This window comes from Actinomadura rubrobrunea NBRC 15275 (assembly GCF_001552235.1).
GTDB classification, from domain to species: Bacteria; Actinomycetota; Actinomycetes; order Streptosporangiales; family Streptosporangiaceae; genus Spirillospora; species Spirillospora viridilutea.
On sequence record NZ_BCQU01000058.1, the window covers coordinates 1 to 18,128 of the forward strand.

Below are 18,128 nucleotides of genomic sequence, written 5' to 3' on the forward strand. Positions count from 1 at the left end.
GCGCGCCGTCGCCCTGGCCGCGCCGCGCGCCGGGCCGCGGGCGGCCGCGCGCTGCGAGGCGGCGACCTCCTTCGGCTGCTCGGCGCCCGCGTCGTGGGCCTGCGGCGGCGGGACCGTCCACATCCACTCGCGCAGGCGCTCCTTCTCGTGGGTCAGCTCGGCGATGTCGTACTCGGCGTACTCGAACTCCGGCGACCAGAACAGCGCGTCGAACGGGCAGACCTCGATGCAGATCCCGCAGTACATGCACAGCGCGAAGTCGATCGCGAAGCGGTCGAGGACGTTGCGGGTCCGGGGGCGCCCGCCGCCCTCGGCGGGCAGCGTCTCCTTGTGCGAGTCGATGTAGATGCACCAGTCGGGGCACTCCCGGGCGCAGAGCATGCAGACCGTGCAGTTCTCCTCGAACAGCGCGATCACGCCGCGGCTGCGCGGCGGCAGATCCGGCTGCACCTCGGGGTACTGACGGGTTATGGACCGCCGCGTCATCGTCCGCAACGTCACCGCCAGCCCCTTGGCCAGCCCGCCTCCTGGTAGCCGTCCCACGGCCCCCATGATTCCGTACGAAACGCCATGGGGGAACGCGGCGGCGTCCGCGTTCGTCCAACCACACGTGAGCCGGGCACGGCGGGACGCCGTCCGACCAGGCCCACAGCACGTCGAGCCGGCGGAGGAGGCCACGTGACCTACGGTGTGGACGATCCCATCGGCACGGGCGGGCCTGGCCCCTCGGCGCACCGCCCGCACCCGCACCACGGGCCGCGGCATCCCGGCCCTCCGTCGATGCCGCCGCCCGGTTGGCGTCCGCCCTATCCCCCGCCGCCGGTGCCGCCGCTTCCGGTGCCGCCGCCCGCCGAGCCCGCGACCAAGGGCGTCCTGTGGGCGTTCGTGCCGCTCTTCACCTTCGGTTTCGGCACGCCGTTCTCGTTCCTGTACGCGGCGGCGCGGCGCCGCTCGCGGAAGCTGGTGGCGGCCTCCCTCGGCTACGGCTCCGCCCTGGGCCTGACGCTGGCGCTGTCGCACACCGGCAACCCGTTCCTCCAGTTCATCGCCCAGACGATGATGTTGGTGCTGTGGATCTCCGGGGCGGTGCACGCCTTCGCCATCCGCCCGTGGGTGTTCCCGCGCCCCGCGCCGCGCAGCCAGGCCAACCAGTACGCGGTGCAGGTCGCCAAGTACCGGCGGACGCTGCGCGAGGAGGCCCGCGCGCTGGCCGCCGAGGACCCCGCGCTGGCCCACGAGCTGCGGATCGGCCGCCCCGACCTGCCGCGCACCTACGACGACGGCGGCCTGGTCGACGTCAACCACGCCCCGCCGCAGGCGCTGGCCACGCTGCCGGGCATGACGCCCGACCTCGTCGACAAGATCGTGCGGCGCCGCGCCGAGCAGGGCGGCTTCGTCTCCGCCGAGGAGCTGTCGGTGGACCTCGACCTGCCGCCCGGCCTGCTGCCGCAGCTGTCCGAGTACGCCATCTTCCTGCCCTGACGCCGTTCCCGGCCGAGTTCCCGGTCGAGTTCCCGGTCGAGTTCCCGGCTGAGGCCCGCGGCGGCGTCCCGTCCGGGTCAGGCGAGCGCGACCTTGAGGACGCCGGTCAGGGCCAGCTGCCCCAGCGACAGCGGCACCAGGTACGCCCAGGCGAGCTTCTGCAGCTGGTCTTCCCGCATCCGCGGGTAGGTGACGCGCAGCCAGATCACCACGAACGCCAGGACGAAGACCTTGAGCAGCGTCCACAGCCAGCCCAGCTCGGCGTTCAGGAACGGGCCCTTCCAGCCGCCCAGGAACAGCACCGTGGTCAGCGCGCACAGCACCACGATCCCGGCGTACTCGGCCAGCAGGAACAGCGCGAACCGCAGCCCGCCGTACTCGGTGTACGGACCGAAGATGATCTCCGAGTCGGCGACGGGCATGTCGAACGGCGGGCGGCGCAGCTCGGCCAGCCCGGCGACGAAGAACACCACCGCGCCCACCGCCTGCCACGGCAGCCACCACCAGCGCCATTCCTCGACGATGCCGCTCAGCGACAGCGTCCCGGCCGCCATCGCCACCGACGACGCGGCGAACACCATCGGCAGCTCGTACGACATCAGCTGCGCGGCCACCCGCATGCCGCCCAGCAGCGAGTACTTGTTGGCGCTGGCCCAGCCCGCCATGATCGCGCCGATCACGCCGACGCCCATCACCGCCAGCGCGAAGAACAGCCCGAGGCCGAGGTCGAGCGCGACCTGCCCGTCCGGCCCCACCGGGACCACCACGAGCACCAGCAGGTACGGGACGATCGCCACCGCCGGGGCCAGCTTGAACACCGTGCGGTCGGCGGCGCGCGGGACCACGCTCTCCTTCTGCGCGAACTTCACCCCGTCCGCCACGAGCTGCGCCCAGCCGTGGAACGCCCCGGCGTACATGGGCCCGAGCCGCCCCTGCATGTGCGCCATCACCTTGTGCTCCGCCTGCCCCACCAGCAGCGGCAGCACGGCGAACGCGGCGGCGACCAGCGCCAGCTTGACGACGATCTCCAGCAGGTCAGGCACCGGGTTCCCGCCCTTCGTCAGGTCGGCCGCCGCGTGCGCCGCCCCGCGCCCGGCCGCCCCGGGGCGGCGGCTCGTCGGCGGCCGCCGGGCCCCAGTCGTCGGGCACGCCGGGCGGGCGCATGCGGCGGCGGCTCGGCGCGCCGTGCCCCTCGCCCGGCTCCTTGGCGCCCGGCCACGGCTTGGCGACGCGCGCGGCCAGCACGAAGTCCTTGCGCAGCGGATGCCCCTCGAAGCCCTCGGGCAGCAGCAGCGGCTTGAGATCCGGATGTCCGTCGAAGACCACGCCGAACATCTCGTAGGTCTCCCGCTCGTGCCAGTTCGCCCCCCGGTAGACGCCGGTGGCGGTGGGCAGCCTCGGGTCGTCCCGGGGCACCCGGGTGCGGATCAGCAGGTGGTGCCGCCGCTCCAGCGAGTAGACGTGCGCGACGACGGCGAAGCCCTCGGTCAGCTCGTCCACGCCGGTCAGCCAGTCGAAGAACCCGCACTCCAGCTCGTCGCGGGCGAACTCCAGGGCGGCCACCCACAGCTCCGGCGGCACGCCGACGGCCAGCCCGCCGTGCGTCTCCTCTGTGGTCACCTCGTCGGCGAACCGCTCCCGCCACGCGGCGGTCAGATCGGCGCTCACCGGCCGCTCCGTCCGTTCTCGTCGCCGTCGTCGTCCGCCAGCCCGGGGATGATCGACGGGTCGTGCTCGGCGGTCCGCCGGCGGCGGCGCCCGCGCTTGGCGGGCCGCGGCGGCTCGAGCGGAATGGTCGCGTCCGCGGCCCCCGCGAGCGGCCCCGCGTCCGAGGGCCTGCTCACCACGGGCCGCTCCTCGGACGTGGACGCCTCGCCGCGGTTCTCCGGGGCGGGCTCGTCCACCGCCGCCACAGGCTGGGTGACCGCCACAGGCTGGGTGACATCGTCGGGCCCGGCATCGGCCCTGGAATCCCGCGCCGAGTCAGCAGCGGCCGCCTGCCCCCGCCCGCTCTCGGCCGAGGCGGTTTCGCCGGCTGCGTCGGGCCCGGTTTCACCACCGCGCCGCGCCTCGGCCTCGTCACGTCCTCCGCCAGATGTCGCGGCGTCGGCCCCACCGGCATCCGGCGCCACCGGCTCGACAGGCTGCGTGACGTCACCCGGTCCAGCAGCAGCCTTGGCGTCCGCCTCGACGACGCCCTGCGTCTGCCCGCTCTCGGCCGAGCGGGAACCCTCGGCAACCGCACGGGACCCGTCACGTCCGCCAGGTCGCGCGGCGTCACCGCTCCCGCCGGCCTCCCGGGCAGTCGGCTCGACGGGCTGCGTGACGTCGGCCGCCCCGGCAACGGACCCAGCATCCGGCTCAGCGACCTCGGCCGCCTGCGTACGGCCGCTCTCGGCTGGGCGTTCTTCGTCGGCGGCCGCACGGGACCGCGGGCCACCACCACGGCGCCCTTCCGCTCCGGCCTCGTCGCCTCCTGCGTGAGCGTCGGCCTCAGCGACCGGCTCGACAGGCTGCGTGACGTCACCCGGTCCAGCAGCAGCCTTGGCGTCCGCCTCGACGACGCCCTGCGTCTGCCCGCTCTGGGCCGAGCGGGACACCTCGGCAACCGCACGGGACCCGTCACGTCCGCCAGGTCGCGCGGCGTCACCGCTCCCGCCGGCGTCCCGGGCAGTCGGCTCGACGGGCTGGGCGGCGTCTTCCGGTGCGGTGGGCTCGGGGAGCACCGCGGTCTGTGCGGCGTCAGAAGCTCGCGCGTCGGTCGTGGCCGGTGCTGCGTCTGGGGCAGGTTGGAGCGGGCGGCGCAAGACCGTGGCCGATAGTGGCCGCGGCGGGGGCGGGGGCGCGACGGGTTCGCCGCCGTTGCCGTAGCGGTCGCCGAGCGACTCCTGGGCGATCTTCTCCTGCAGCCGGACGATGCCGTGCAGCAGCGCCTCCGGACGCGGCGGGCAGCCGGGCACGTACACGTCCACCGGGATGATCTGGTCGACGCCCTTGGTGACGCAGTAGGAGTCCCAGTACGGTCCGCCGCAGTTGGAGCAGGCGCCGAACGAGATCACGTACTTGGGTTCGGGCATCTGCTCGTACAGCCGCCGCACGGCGGGCGCCATCTTGTCGGTGACCGTGCCGGACACCACCATCAGGTCGGCCTGCCGGGGGCCCGGCGCGAACGGGATCACGCCGAGGCGGATGAAGTCGTGGCGGCTCATCGAGGAGGCGATGAACTCGATCGCGCAGCAGGCCAGCCCGAAGTTGAAGACCCACAGCGAGTACCGGCGGCCCCAGTTCAGCACGAACTTGATCGGCTTGGGCGCCATCCTGGCCAGCGGTCCCACGCCGGGCGTCGGCAGGTCAACGGTGCTCATCGGGGCGCTCCCGTCCGGGGCTGTCCGGGCTCACAGCAGCATTCTTACCGGCCGGCCGCGCTGTCAGACCCACGACAGCACGCCCTTCTTGCCCGCGTACGCCAGTCCCGCGGCGAGAAAGCCGAGGAAGACGAACATCTCCCCGAGGGTGGTGAGGCCGTAGCCGGGTGCGGAGAACACCGTCGCCCAGGGGAAGAGGAACACCGCGTCCACGGCGAACACCACGTACAGGTACGCGAACACGTAGTACCGCACGTACGACTGGGCCCAGTCCCCGCCGACCGGGTCGACGCCGCATTCGTAGGTGGTGAGCTTCTCCGGAGTGGGGCGATGCGGGCGCAGCATCCGGTTGGCGGCCAGCGCGCCCGCGACGATGCCGCAGCCGAGGAGCAGCAGCACCGCGACGACCGCGTAGGAGTCGAAGTAGTCCCGCACGGTGACCTCCTGGAGAGCCTTCCGTCAAGTATCTCCGAAAGGTCCCCTCCCGGCCGAACCCGCGGACGCCGACGACTGTCTCTTACATCGTCCCCTCTTTACTGCACACTGAGACGAGACGGGGTTTGAGACTTGTAAGGACGTGACCGGATGAGCACTCCTCCGCCCTCCCCCGGCTGGGAACCCCCCGCCGGCCCTTCCTGGCCGCCGCCCCCTCCGGGCGGTCCCGGCAATCCTCCCGGTTCATCCGGCACCGGAGCGCCCGGCGGTCCACCCGGCGGCGCGGCGCCGCCGCCCCCTGCCGGAGGCCATGCGGGCCCCGGCACTCCGCCGCCTTTCTACCCGCCGCCGGTTCCGGGCGGCCCGATGGGACCGCCGCCGGGTCCGCCGCCCAAGTCGACCAGCGGCGCGCTCATCGCGCTCCTCGTCGGGGGCGGGCTCGTCGTGGTGCTGCTCATCGCCGTCGTGGTGGTGTTCGCCGTGCGCGGCGGAGAGGACATGACCCCGGCCGAACGGCTGAACGCCGCGGCGAGGAACGTGTCGTCCGCGCGGGCCGTCACGTACAACGGCTCGTTCGGCTCGCTCTCCCGGAGCCTCAGCGGCGAGCTCAAGCTCACCAGGAGCGGCCGGATCATCGGCAACGTCACCGCCCAGGGCTCCCAGATCACCGTGCTCTCGGTGGACGACAGGCTGTACGTCAAGGCGGAACGCTCCTATTGGCTGGAGCAGCTCGGCGCCCTGCGGCAGCCGTACTTCCTCAAAAACGGGACGCAGTGGGGCAAGGTGGCCCCCACCGAGGTCGACCTGTCGTTCAAGCGGAAGCTGACGCCGAGCGCGCTGGCCTCCGAGATGCGGTCGAGCGCGTCCTACCGGCTGAGGTCGTCCGAGACCACGGTCAAGGGCCGCAAGGCGGTGCGGGTGTCCTCGTCGCTGGCGACGTTCTACCTGACCGACTCCGACAGCCCCGAGCTGCTGCGGTACGAGTCGACCTACCCGCGCGTCGCGGCCGACGTGACGGTCCAGTCGGGCGGCACCGGCGCCGCGACCGTCACCCAGATCCGCAACACGATCGGCGAGCTGAAGGACTCCTTCGACACCCGCGGCCAGCCCAGCCTCATCGACACCGAGAAGGGGCTGTGCTCCACCAACAGCAACAGCTGCCGGGTGCGCGGGCGGGTGCGTCCCCCGCTCGGCACGAACTCGACCACCCGGATCGAGGTCCGCTACACGCTCAGGGCCGGCACCACGACGGGTCGCGAACTCGGCAACTGCACCACGACGGTGACGGTGTCGTCGTCCCAGCCGGTGTGGGCGGAGTGCCGGGTGTCGGGCGCCGCGTGGCGGAGCTGGTCGCGCAGCGGCGAGACCCGTTACTACGTCAGCGCCGACTTCAGGGTCCCGGGGGCGACCGACGCCGACATCCGGGAGATGCAGTCGGCGCTCGCCCAGGACTGACGGGCGGCGGCGCCGGGGACGCCCGGCGCCGCCCGGGCCCCCTTCCGACCGCCATGATCGACCCGTCCCCGGACGTTGAGACGTAGGTCATAGCGAGGCATCGGCGCTGGGTGGCCGGTACCGCGGCCGAGATGATCGGCGCTTGTGCCTCCGCCGGTCCGGATCGTCCGGCACTCTATGTCTGGCATCGGCAGTCGGGAACAGAGTGGTCGCTGAGTGAGCGTTGAGCAGGAGGGGCCGTCGCGGCACGGCCCCCGCCCCCCACATGCGGAGCCTGAGCATCACGCCGGCTCCGCGCATCCCGCCGTGTCCGACTCCGCCGCGGCGGGCCGTCCCCATCCGGCAGCGGGCGCGCAGGGACCGGCCGGCGGTCCTCCCCCGGGTGCGGCCTCAGGGCCGGCGCAGGGCCCGGGCCCGTCGGACGCCGCGTCCATGCCCGGGCTCGCGGAGACGACCATTCCTGACATACCCGCCGCGACGAGCCCGCCCGGCCAGGCGGGGACGGCCGGCGCGCCCCCGGCTCACGACGCGTCAGGCCCTGCCCGGGCGGGCGGCAGGCCCGGGACGGCGGGGACGCCCGCGGCGGGCCGCGCCCCGCAAGCGGCGCCCGCGTCGGCGAACGGGCCGAGCGCGGGCGGCGGGTCCGCGCCGAGCGGTCCGGCCGGCGGAGGACACGTGCACGGGCCCGCGGACGCAAACGTCGCCCATGGAACGCCCGGGGCCGGTGCGGCCGGCGGATCCGGCCCGGCGTCAGGCGGGATGCACGGCACCGGCGAGCCGCCCGTGGTGCCGCCGGAGCCCGGGGACGTGCTCGTGGCGGGCAGGGGCATGCAGTCGACCGAGCCGGTGGCGATGGAGCCTCCCGCGGGCGGCCCGGCTCCCGCACCGCCCCCGCAGCAACGGCAGGAAGCGCCCAAGAAGGAGAAGAAGTCGCGGGCGTGGCTCGCGGTCGGGGCTGTCGCAGCGGTCGTCGTCCTCGCGGGCGGCGCGGTGGCGTTCGCGCTGCGGTCGGACGGAGACGGGCGTGACGCCGAGCGCGAACGCAAGGCCGATCCGCCGGTGGCGAGCTGGGCCCTGGAGGCGGGGCGCGACCTGCAAGCCGTGCCGGGCCTGCAGTACGAAGGGACGCTCCGCGGCACCGGTGCGCAGGCCGTGCGCATGCGGCTGAAGATGACGCGGTCCGGGGCGGCCACGGGGCGGCTCGTGGTCGGCGCACGGCAGTACGACATGGTGGCGGTGGGCGACGCCACGTACGTGAAGGCGGATGTTGCGTTCTGGCGCCAGTACGGCAGCGACACCGCCCACCCGGAGAACTACGCCGACCGGTGGAGCAAGACGCCCAAAGCGATGCCCGGCTTCGACGTGGCGAAGGTGCTGGCCCCCGAGGCGATCGCCGAGGCGCTCACCAAGGCGAAGGGCGGCACGTCCACCGAGAACGTCGGCGGCACGCCCGCGTACCGGGTGAAGACGGCGAAGGCCCACTACTTCTTCTCCGCGGCGGCGCCGCACCGCCTGCTGCGCGTCCAGGTCGCGGGCAAGGGCGACCCGTCGCTGACGGTCGCGAAGCTGACGCGGTTGGCGCCGGTCTTCGCCGAACTGCGGCCGCGGGTGGCCGCGCTGGTGGGGGCCGCCGATCCGACGGTGCGGTTCCGGGCGGGCCGGCTGTCGTTCATCAACTGCAACGAGAACGTCAGCGGCTGCACGGTGAGCGTCCCGGCGACGCTGACCGTGCCGGAGGACGGGCCGGTCCCGGACGGGACGCGCGCGCAGCTGCGCGCGGCGATCACCGCGGAGGGCCGTCTGCTGGGGACCTGCACGGGGTCGGGCCTGGTGCCGGCGAACCGTTCGCTGGTGCTGCGCTGCACGGTGCGCAGCCCGGCGTGGCGGGCGTGGATGCGGCAGGCCCGCGACACGCCCGGGGAGCACGCCTACGAGGCGCAGGCGCGGGTCGTCGGCCAGGCGTTGACGGCGGCGGACGTCGCCAAGCTGCTGGCCCGTCTCGACCGGGAGCGCGCCGCGCTGGCGCCGAGCCGCAGTCGCAGCCCCGCCCCCAAGACGTCGGTGGCCGTGTCGCCCGCACGTCCGTGACGGTTTGGGGCGATTGGTGCCATCCGTAAGGCGGTATTCCGGTGCGCCGCAGGTGACAGGGGACGGGGTCGGTTAGGAAGAGCCGATTCGCGGCTCTCTATAGTGCAGACGTGGAATCCGTGCCATCGGGGAGCGACGGCTCCCCCGCCAAGCCTCCGCGACTGGTCCGGCGTCTGCATGTCGACCTGTGCCGCCTGGCCAGCTGCCTGTGTCGCCGGTGAGCACGGGGGTCGTCCCGGTTGTGTCACCCCGGCACGGTTTCACGGCCTCCTTGAGAGTCGACCAGCCTCCGAGAAGAGAAATCAGATTCCGGACATACCATGAAGGTAAGCCTAAGTAGCATCACGTTCCCGGGCGCCTCCCCCGGGACGGGTGCTGCGCGTCGAGGAGGTCTTCCTCTGTGACCAAACAGGTCCAGCAGCTCGACCGCGTCATCATCCGTTTCGCCGGTGACTCCGGCGACGGCATGCAGTTGACCGGCGACCGCTTCACCCAGGAGACCGCGGCCTTCGGCAACGACTTGTCGACGCTGCCGAATTTCCCCGCAGAGATCCGCGCCCCGGCCGGGACGCTGCCCGGCGTGTCGAGCTTTCAGCTGCACTTCGCCGACCACGACATCCTGACGCCCGGCGACGCGCCGGACGTCCTGGTGGCGATGAACCCGGCGGCGCTGAAGGCCAATCTGCCCGACCTGCCGCGCGGCGCCGACCTGATCATCAACACCGACGAGTTCACCAAGCGCAATCTGGCCAAAGTCGGCTACTCCGGCAATCCGCTGGAGGACGACTCGCTCAGCGAGTACCGCGTGCACGCGCTGCCGCTGACGTCGATGACGGTCAACGCGCTCGCCGACTTCGACATCTCCAAGAAGGACGCCGAGCGCGCCAAGAACATGTTCGCGCTCGGGCTGCTGTCGTGGCTGTACCACCGGCCCACCGAGGGCACGATCGCGTTCCTGGAGCGCAAGTTCGCCCGCAAGCCCGAGATCATGAAGGCGAACATCGCGGCGTTCCGAGCGGGCTGGAACTACGGCGAGACCACCGAGGCGTTCTCGGTGTCGTACGAGGTCAAGCCCGCCGAGCACGAGCCGGGGCTGTACCGCAACATCACCGGGAACACGGCGCTGGCCTACGGGCTGGTGGCGGCGGGCGAGCGCAGCGGGCTGCCGGTGTTCCTGGGCTCCTACCCGATCACCCCGGCGTCCGACATCCTGCACGAGCTGTCCAAGCACAAGCGCTTCGGGGTGCGGACGTTCCAGGCCGAGGACGAGATCGCCGCGGTGGGCGCGGCGCTGGGCGCCTCGTTCGGCGGCTCGCTGGGCGTGACCACCACCTCCGGCCCGGGCATCGCGCTCAAGAGCGAGACGATCGGCCTGGCGGTGGCGACCGAGCTGCCGCTGGTGGTCGTCGACGTGCAGCGCGCCGGGCCGTCCACGGGCATGCCGACCAAGACCGAGCAGGCCGACCTGCTGCAGGCCATGTTCGGCCGCAACGGCGAGGCGCCGGTGCCGGTGGTCGCGCCGCGGTCGCCGTCGGACTGCTTCGACGCGGCGCTGGAGGCCGCCCGCATCGCCGTCAAGTACCGCACCCCGGTGGTGCTGCTGTCGGACGGGTACCTGGCGAACGGGTCCGAGCCGTGGAAGCTGCCGGACGTGGACTCCCTCCCGAAGATCGAGCCGGGCTTCGCCGCCGCCGACCCGTCCGACCCGGAGGGGTTCCAGCCGTTCAAGCGCGATCCCGAGACGCTCGCGCGGCCGTGGGCGATCCCCGGCACGGCGGGGCTGGAGCACCGCATCGGCGGTCTGGAGAAGTCCGACGGGGCGGGCAACATCTCCTACGACCCCGCCAACCACGACACCATGGTGCGGCTGCGTCAGGCGAAGGTGGACGGCATCGCCCGCGACATCGAGCCGCTGGCCGTGGACGACCCGTCCGGCGAGGCGCGCGTGCTGGTGCTCGGCTGGGGCAGCACGTACGGCGCGATCTCGGCGGCGGTGCGGCGCGTCCGCAAGGCGGGCCGTCCGGTCGCCCAGGCGCACCTGCGGCATCTCAACCCGTTCCCCGCCAACACCGCCGAGGTGCTGCGCTCCTACGACAAGGTGCTGGTGCCGGAGATCAACCTCGGCCAGCTGGCGCTGCTGCTGCGCGCCCGGTACCTCGTCGACGTCATCGGCTACAACCGCGTCCGCGGCCTGCCGTTCAAGGCCGAGGAGCTGGCGGGCGTCATCCAGGATGTGATCGACAGTGAGTGACAACGGGGTGAACGGCACCAACGGGGCGAACGGCAGCGGCGGCAACGGGCTCGGCGCCCTGGCGCTGGTGCCCAAGGCGGAGCAGAAGCAGACCCTGAAGGACTTCAAGACCGACCAGGAGGTGCGCTGGTGCCCCGGCTGCGGGGACTACGCGATCCTGGCGGCGGTCCAGTCGTTCCTGCCGGAGCTGGGGCTGCGCCGCGAGAACATCGTGTTCGTCTCCGGCATCGGCTGCTCGTCGCGGTTCCCGTACTACATGAACACCTACGGGTTCCACTCGATCCACGGCCGCGCCCCGGCGATCGCGACGGGCCTGGCGGCGTCCCGCCCCGACCTGTCGGTGTGGGTGGTGACCGGCGACGGCGACGCGCTGTCGATCGGCGGCAACCACCTGATCCACGCGCTGCGCCGCAACGTCAACCTGAAGATCCTGCTGTTCAACAACCGGATCTACGGGCTGACCAAGGGGCAGTACTCGCCCACCTCCGAGTTCGGCAAGATCACCAAGTCGACGCCGATGGGCTCGCTGGACGCGCCGTTCAACCCGATCTCCCTGGCGCTCGGGGCGGAGGCGACGTTCGTGGCGCGCACCATCGACTCCGACCGCAAGCACCTGCAGTCGGTGCTGCGCGAGGCCGCCCAGCACAAGGGCACCGCGCTGGTGGAGATCTACCAGAACTGCAACATCTTCAACGATGGAGCGTTCGAACCGCTGAAGGACCCGCAGGTCCGCGACGACGTCACCATCCGGTTGGAGCACGGCCAGCCGGTGGTGTTCGGCAAGGACCGCCAGAAGGGTCTGCGGCGCTGCCCGACGGGCGGCTTCGAGGTGGTGAACGTCGCGGACGTGGACCCGTCGGAGATCGTGGTGCACGACGTCCACAACCCCGACCCGTCCCAGGCGTTCGCCCTGTCGCGGCTGGACTCGCCGTCGTTCGAGCACACTCCGATCGGCATCTTCCGCAAGGTGGAGCGCCCGTCCTACGACGAGCTGCTGCGCGCCCAGGTGGAGGAGGCCGTGGCGAAGGAGGGCAAGGGCGACCTGGCCGCCCTGCTGGCCAGCGGCGACACCTGGCGCATCGACTGACGGCCGGCGGCCGCGGAGGGCTCGCCCTCGGGCGGACGAGACCGAGCCGGGCGGCGGGCGCGCCCCGGTGGGCGGCCCCGCCGACGTGACGGCCGTGCGACGCGGGCCGGTCCCCGACGGGGGTCGGCCCGCGTTCTCGCGTCCGGCGGGCTTCTGCGCGGGCGGCGCCGGACCTTTGACCAGGGCCACGTCGGGCCGGTACTCGCCGTGGTCGCCGTTGGCGTCGGCGACGGCCCGGCGGACCAGGCCGGCCGGCCAGTCGCCGCCGCCGTCGGCGCGGTCGGCGCCGCGGCCTGCTCGCGCTTCGGGAGCGGCGCCGAGTCCGGCGTGACCGGATTCGGTCGCATCCGCGGTGCGGCGTCCCTCCGGGTACTGCAAGACTGGCGCAATCGCTAGATCATCTGAAGATCGCCGTGCGGTCGGCTGGGTAAGGCAGGGTCGGGCAGCCAGGTTGTCGGTCGGCGGGCCGAGCCGCCGGGGAGGTGACGATGCGGGTCATTCCGCGCCGCAGCAGGGACCGTGACCGTTCGCGCGTCGCCGTGCCGGGACACGACGAGCAGCAGTCCGCCGCCGCGGAGCGGGAGCCGCCGTCGCGCGCGTCCGCCGACGCCGCGCCGTCCGCTCCGGGCGGCGGCGGGCCGGACGGCGGCGCGGAGCAGTCTGGCGGCGCGAGCGCGTCGGGACGCGGCGAGACGTCCCCCGGGAGCACGAAGACGTCCGAGAAGACGTCCGAACGGCGCGGGAGACGCCGGCGGCGGAAGAAGAAGGGCAAGGCCCGGCACGGGCAGCCCGCTCCGCACTCCGAGCGCGCCGAGGCGCCCGCCCAGCCCGTCACCGTCCCCCTGGAGGGCGAACGAGGCGTGGGGCTGGGCATGGACCGCCCGGGCTTCACCACGCTGCCCGGGGACCCCGACAGCCGGCGCCGGGCGCGCGCGGCGGCGCGCCTGCGCGAGGCGGCCGAGGTCAAGCGGAGCCGGGCCGCGTACCGGCGGCGCTACGCCGACGCCGAGCAGGCGGCGCGGGCGCACCGGTCCGCGCTGCTCGTCATGGTGGTCACGCTGGGGCTGCTGATCGCGGCGGTGGCGGTGAGCGGCGCGATGATCGCCGCGTCGATGCGCACCCGGCCGGTGGCGCTGGCCGCGCCGCTGCAGATCTTCCCGGTCACGCACACGACGCCGGGGCAGTGCCCGGCGGGCACGCCCGGGGTCACCGGGCAGACGGCGAGCGGGCCGACCTGCTACCGGCTGGCGCAGGGCATCGCGATCCGCGAGGTCGCCGAGCTGCGCACGCAGCGCAACGACGACAGCGGCGCCTACGACGTGGCCATGACGCTGCGCAAGCGCGACCGCGCGGCGTTCGCCGAGCTGACCCGCGCGACGGTGGGCCGCGACCTGGCGTTCGTCGTGCGGGACCGGCTCGTCACGGCGCCGCGGGTGGACATGCCGATCCTGGACGGCCGGATCGTCATCACCGGCTCCGCCGACCGGGCGCAGGCCGACCGCCTGGTGCGCGATCTCAAGGGCCGCTGACCGCGGCGCCGGTGTCACCGGTCGCCGCGGCGGCCGCCGCGGGCGTCACATCTGCGGAAGCTCCTCGCCCTGGACGGCCTGGATCTCCAGTTCCACGCGCAGGCGCTCGCCGACCGCGGCGATCCCGGCCTCCAGGATGTCGTTGTAGCGGATGCCGAAGTCGGCGCGGCGCAGCTCGGTGGTGGCGCGGAACGCGGCGCGGGTGCCGCCCCAGGGGTCGGGGCCGGTGCCGAGGTAGGTCAGGTCGAGGTCGACGGGGCGGGTGACGCCGTTGAGGGCGAGCCGTCCGTGCAGGGTCCACCGGTCGGTGCCGAGCGCGGTCAGCCCGTCGCCCTCGTACTCGATCACCGGGTGGACGTCGACGTTGAGGAAGTCGGCCGACCGCAGGTGGTCGTCGCGCAGCTTGTTGCCGGTGTCGATGGACGCGGCGTCGATGCGCGCCCGCACCCGGGACGCCTCCACCGGCTCGGCGATCTCGATGCGTCCCGAAAAGGACCCGAACCGGCCGCGCACGCTGGACAGCCCGAGGTGCCGGGCGACCGCGGAGACGCTGGAGTGCACCGGGTCGATCGTCCACGGGCCGGGCGGCGGCAGGTCGGACCCGCCCGCGCGGGCCAGCGCGACCGTGCCGAGGTCGGCGGCGCCCGAGCCCGGCACGATCAGCGTGGCGGCGTGCGGGGCGTAGCCGACCGCGGTGAGGATCACCGTGTAGGTCCCGGCGGGCAGCGGCCCGGCGGCCAGCCGCCCGTCCTCGTCGGCCTCCACCCGCGCGACCTGCCGCCCGGTCAGGTCGGTGACGGTGGCGACGGCGTGGCGCACCGCCCAGCCGTCCTTGGTCCGCACGGTGCCGCGCAGCCCTCGGGTGTCGCTCATGGTCCGCATTCCGTTCACGCGTCGGGGTGGCCGAGCACGATGTCGTGCCCGTCGCGGCCGTCGCCGTGCAGGGTCACCGCCGTGGCGACCGGCGGGTAGCCGGAGGCGATCACGGTGTACTGGCCGCCGGTCAGGTCGGTGAAGGCGTACTCCCCGTCCGGCCCGGTGATCATCTGGGCGACCACGGTGCCGGCGCCGTCGACGAGCGTGACCCGGGCGTCGGCGACGGGCCGGCCCGCCTCGTCGCGGACGGTGCCGCGGACCTGGACGCCGGGCCGCAGCTCGACGTCCAGCCGGGTGGCGCCGTTGCCGGCGACCTCGGCCTGCAGGGCGACGGGGCGGTGCCCCTCGGCGCTGACGGCGACGGTGTAGGAGCCCGCGGGCACCTCCCGGAGGGCGAAGGCGCCGTCGGCGCCGGTGCGGGCGCTGCCCACGACCTCGCCGCGCACGTCGGTGGCCACCACGGTGGCGCCTTCGACCGGGGCGCCGTCCGGGGCGCGCACGGTGCCCGTCAGGCCGCCGCCGCCCGCCAGGTCGAGGTCGAAGTCGAGCGGCTTGTCGCCGACGACGAGGGTGGCGGCCTGCGGTTCGTGCTCGGCGGACGCGGCGATCAGCACGTACGTGCCGGGGCCCGGCGTGCGCAGGGCGTACCGCCCGTCGGCCCCGGTCAGGGCGCGGCCGAGCTGGCGCCCGGCCACGTCGATGAGCGTGAGGGCGGCGGAGGCGACCGGTCCGCCGCCCGGTCCGCGCACCACGCCCCGGAGCTGGCCGCCGTCGCCGTCTCCGGGGGCGGTGTCGAGCTCGCTGGCGGACGCCGACTGCGGCCGGAGCATCGCGGTGTCGGTCGCCGCGGGTCGGGACGCGGCGGGCTGAGGCGCCACGCCGTTGGGGATCGCGGACAAGGGGTCCGCGGAGGGGTGGGCCGCCGCGCCGTTCGGGCTCTGCTCGATGCCGACGCCCAGGACGCCGCCGGCGCCGACGGGCACCAGCCGCTCCGCCGCGTCGGCGGGCGCCTCGTAGCCGCGCGCGTGCCCGCCCGTCGACCCGGTCCCGGCCGCGCCGGGACCGTCCGCCGAAGCCCCGGCGGGCGCGGGGCCCGCCGCGGTGTCGGACCGCGCCGCGGCGGCCGCGCGCCCGCTGCGCAGCGGCAGCTCCTTGAGCGCCAGGACGGCGAGCAGCCCGACGACGGTGACCGGGATGCCGAACAGGAACACGTGCTGCAGCGCGTTGGTGAACGCGTCGAGCACCCATCCCCGGAACGGCTCGGGCAGCGCGTGGATCTCGTCGGGCGAGCCGAGGTGCCGCCCGCCCGCCGGGGCGCTGACGCCCGCGGCGCTCATGCGGTCGCTCAGCTCGCTGGTGAGGCGGTTGGTGAGGACCGCGCCGAACCCGGCCACGCCCATGGCGCCGCCGAGGTTGCGGAAGAACGACACGCCGGAGGTGGTGGCGGCCAGGTCGCTGCGGTCGGCGGCGTTCTGCGCGGCCAGCATGAGGATCTGCAGGGTCAGGCCCATGCCGAACCCGAGCACCGTCAGGTCGACGCCGATGACCAGCTCGCCGGAGTCGGTGTGCAGCCGCGACAGCAGGTACATCGCCACCGCGGACAGCACCATGCCGATCACCGGGAACGCCTTCCACCGTCCGGTGCGGGTGACGACCTGGCCGGAGGCGGTGGAGGAGACGAACATGCCGAGCACCAGCGGCAGCGTCATCAGCCCGGACGCCGTGGGGCTCATGCCCTTGACGATCTGCAGGAACTGCGGCATGTAGATCATGCCGCCGAACATCGCGCAGCCCAGCGCGGCCGAGGCGAGGCTGGTCAGCACGAACGTCGGGTTGCGGAACAGCCGGGGCGGCAGGATCGGCTCGCGCGCGATCCGCTCGGCGACCACGGCCAGCACCAGCAGCACGGCGGCGGCGGCCAGCAGCCCGTACGTCCAGCCGGACGCCCACGCGAACTCCTTGCCGCCCAGCGACAGCAGCAGCATCAGCACGGCGGCGCCGCCGGTGATGGTGAACGCGCCGAAGACGTCCAGCCGGGTGTCGCGCTTGACCTTGGGCAGCGTGAGCACCTTCTGAATCACCAGGAAGGCGACCACGGCCAACGGGACGCACGCGTAGAAGCACCAGCGCCAGCCGAGCCCGTCGGCGTCCACGATGAACCCGCCGAGCAGCGGGCCCGCCACGGTGGACACCCCGAACACCGCGCCCATGTAGCCGGCGTAGCGGCCGCGTTCGCGCGGCGAGACCACGTCGCCCAGGATGACCTGCGCCAGCGCCGACAGACCGCCCGCGCCCAGGCCCTGCACGGCGCGGGCCGTGATCAGCTCCCCCATGTTCCGCGACAGGCCCGCGCCCACCGAGGCGAGCACGAACAGCAGCAGGGAGGTCTGGAACATCAACTTGCGGCCGAACAGGTCCGACAGCTTGCCCCACAGCGGGGTGGACGCCGTCATGGTCAGCAGCGTGGCGCTGGCCACCCAGGACAGCTGGTCCTGCCCGCCGAGATCCCCGACGATCGTGGGCAGCGCGGTGGACACGATCGACGTGGAGATCATCGACGTGAGCATGCCCAGCAGCAGGCCCGTGAGGATCTGCAGGATCTGGCGATGCGTATAGTGCACCGGCGCCTCGTCGCGCGGTGCGGCATGCCGCCCGCCGACCTCCGGCGTCGCGCTGGCTCTCGTCACACTGCCCCCATAGCAGGTCAATTACCTGTGCTCTGCACATATCCTAGGTAGTCGCTTGTTTACTTGCAAACCAGGCGATACTGAGGCCCGTGTCAACGGGAGAGGAAACACCGGACGAACGGGACCGGAGCGCGGTCGACGGACCGCCGCGTCCGGCCCGGCGGCCGGACACGGGCGCCTCCGATCGCCCCGCCGCGCGGCGCGACCGGCCCCGGGACCGCGAGGCCACCCGGCGGCGCCTGCTGGAGGCCGCGCGGGACCTGTTCGGCGAGCACGGCTACGACGGCGTCACCGTCCGCATGATCGCGGCGGCCGCGGACGCCAACGCGGCCCTCGTGCACCGCTACTTCGGCTCCAAGGCCGCGCTGTTCGCCGAGGTGCTGGCGGGCGAGTCGACGCTGGCCGGGGTGATCGGCGGCGGCGACGCGGCGGGCCTGCCCCGGCGGCTGGCCGAACACGTCGTCCGCGCCGTGCACCGCACCGCCCCCGGACCCCTGCCGCGGATGGTCGACCGCTCCGTCGGCAACCCCGAGGTCCAGGCCATCCTCCGCGAGCACACCGAACGCGTCCTGGTCGAGCCGCTGGCCGCCCGGCTGGACGGCCCCCACGCCCGCGCCCGCGCCACCCTCGCCGCGCAGCTCATCATGGGCATCGGCCCCGTCCGCCGCATGTTCGGCCTGGACGACCTGCGCGCCGCCGACCCGTCCGAGCTGACCGAACGCCTCACCGCGATGTTCACCGCCGCCCTTGCCGGCCCGGCCCCCGCCTGGTCCCACGCCTCCCGGACCGGCTTCGGCGAGGCGTGATACGTCACCGGACGCAGCCCCGGCGGACCGGATACGGCGACGGGAGGAGACTCAATCATCTTGAGGG

Annotated in this window: 15 protein-coding genes; 8 read left to right on the forward strand and 7 right to left on the reverse strand. The window is 73.8% G+C overall.

Translation table 11 applies throughout. From position 1 onward, the window contains the following. Positions 1-543 (reverse strand): NuoI/complex I 23 kDa subunit family protein (locus AR3_RS18395; protein WP_157406697.1); only part of this gene is annotated, 543 nt, incomplete at its 3' end. A gap of 135 nt (positions 544-678) precedes the next feature. Here AR3_RS18395 and AR3_RS18400 point away from each other — a divergent pair. Beyond that, positions 679-1,482, forward strand: a complete 804-nt coding sequence (locus AR3_RS18400; RefSeq protein WP_067915465.1) for a helix-hairpin-helix domain-containing protein — start codon at positions 679-681, stop codon at positions 1,480-1,482. A gap of 77 nt (positions 1,483-1,559) precedes the next feature. Here the strand turns inward: AR3_RS18400 and nuoH are convergent, their stop codons facing one another. The 4 genes from nuoH to AR3_RS18420 form a co-directional block, all read right to left on the reverse strand. Continuing rightward, the gene (nuoH, locus tag AR3_RS18405; RefSeq protein WP_067915466.1) at positions 1,560-2,525 is read right to left on the reverse strand and encodes an NADH-quinone oxidoreductase subunit NuoH; all 966 of its coding nucleotides are present in this window, start codon (positions 2,523-2,525) and stop codon (positions 1,560-1,562) included. Beyond that, on the reverse strand, positions 2,518-3,150 hold the full coding sequence (locus tag AR3_RS18410) for an NADH-quinone oxidoreductase subunit C (RefSeq protein ID WP_067915467.1): 633 nt from the start codon (positions 3,148-3,150) through the stop codon (positions 2,518-2,520). The genes nuoH and AR3_RS18410 overlap by 8 nt, the downstream gene beginning before the upstream one ends. Continuing rightward, a complete protein-coding gene (gene nuoB, locus AR3_RS33050) occupies positions 3,147-4,847 on the reverse strand; it encodes an NADH-quinone oxidoreductase subunit NuoB (RefSeq protein WP_285564201.1) in 1,701 nt (566 codons plus the stop codon). The genes AR3_RS18410 and nuoB overlap by 4 nt, the downstream gene beginning before the upstream one ends. 63 nt (positions 4,848-4,910) lie before the next feature. Further along, positions 4,911-5,282, reverse strand: coding sequence for an NADH-quinone oxidoreductase subunit A (locus AR3_RS18420; RefSeq protein WP_067915468.1), 372 nt, complete (start codon positions 5,280-5,282; stop codon positions 4,911-4,913). A 366-nt stretch (positions 5,283-5,648) separates the two neighbouring features. Between AR3_RS18420 and AR3_RS18425 the strand changes: the two genes are divergently transcribed. The 6 genes from AR3_RS18425 (at position 5,649) to AR3_RS18450 (ending at position 13,692) form a co-directional block, all read left to right on the forward strand. Next, positions 5,649-6,737, forward strand: coding sequence for a hypothetical protein (locus tag AR3_RS18425; RefSeq protein ID WP_067915469.1), 1,089 nt, complete (start codon positions 5,649-5,651; stop codon positions 6,735-6,737). A 759-nt stretch (positions 6,738-7,496) separates the two neighbouring features. Continuing rightward, entirely contained in the window at positions 7,497-8,825 is a 1,329-nt protein-coding gene (locus tag AR3_RS18430; RefSeq protein WP_067915470.1) for a LolA-like protein, read from the forward strand. Between the two features lie 119 nt (positions 8,826-8,944). After that, a complete protein-coding gene (locus tag AR3_RS32965; protein WP_390099127.1) occupies positions 8,945-9,046 on the forward strand; it encodes a putative leader peptide in 102 nt (33 codons plus the stop codon). Positions 9,047-9,225: 179 nt separating this feature from the next. Continuing rightward, on the forward strand, positions 9,226-11,076 hold the full coding sequence (locus AR3_RS18435; RefSeq protein WP_067915471.1) for a 2-oxoacid:acceptor oxidoreductase subunit alpha: 1,851 nt from the start codon (positions 9,226-9,228) through the stop codon (positions 11,074-11,076). Further along, positions 11,069-12,163 (forward strand): 2-oxoacid:ferredoxin oxidoreductase subunit beta, encoded by a 1,095-nt coding sequence (locus tag AR3_RS18440; protein ID WP_390099115.1) that lies wholly within the window; start codon positions 11,069-11,071, stop codon positions 12,161-12,163. The genes AR3_RS18435 and AR3_RS18440 overlap by 8 nt, the downstream gene beginning before the upstream one ends. A 488-nt stretch (positions 12,164-12,651) precedes the next feature. After that, entirely contained in the window at positions 12,652-13,692 is a 1,041-nt protein-coding gene (locus AR3_RS18450) for a SecDF P1 head subdomain-containing protein (protein WP_083951667.1), read from the forward strand. 45 nt (positions 13,693-13,737) lie between these two features. Here the strand turns inward: AR3_RS18450 and AR3_RS18455 are convergent, their stop codons facing one another. Then, the gene (locus AR3_RS18455) at positions 13,738-14,565 is read right to left on the reverse strand and encodes a YceI family protein (protein WP_067915488.1); all 828 of its coding nucleotides are present in this window, start codon (positions 14,563-14,565) and stop codon (positions 13,738-13,740) included. Between the two features lie 14 nt (positions 14,566-14,579). Beyond that, complete coding sequence (locus AR3_RS32795; RefSeq protein WP_083951668.1) at positions 14,580-17,255, reverse strand: MFS transporter; 2,676 nt, start codon at positions 17,253-17,255, stop codon at positions 14,580-14,582. Between the two features lie 89 nt (positions 17,256-17,344). On the opposite strand from AR3_RS32795, the gene AR3_RS18465 reads away from it, so the two are divergent. Then, the gene (locus AR3_RS18465) at positions 17,345-18,061 is read left to right on the forward strand and encodes a TetR/AcrR family transcriptional regulator (protein WP_083951669.1); all 717 of its coding nucleotides are present in this window, start codon (positions 17,345-17,347) and stop codon (positions 18,059-18,061) included. Positions 18,062-18,128: the final 67 nt, after the last annotated feature.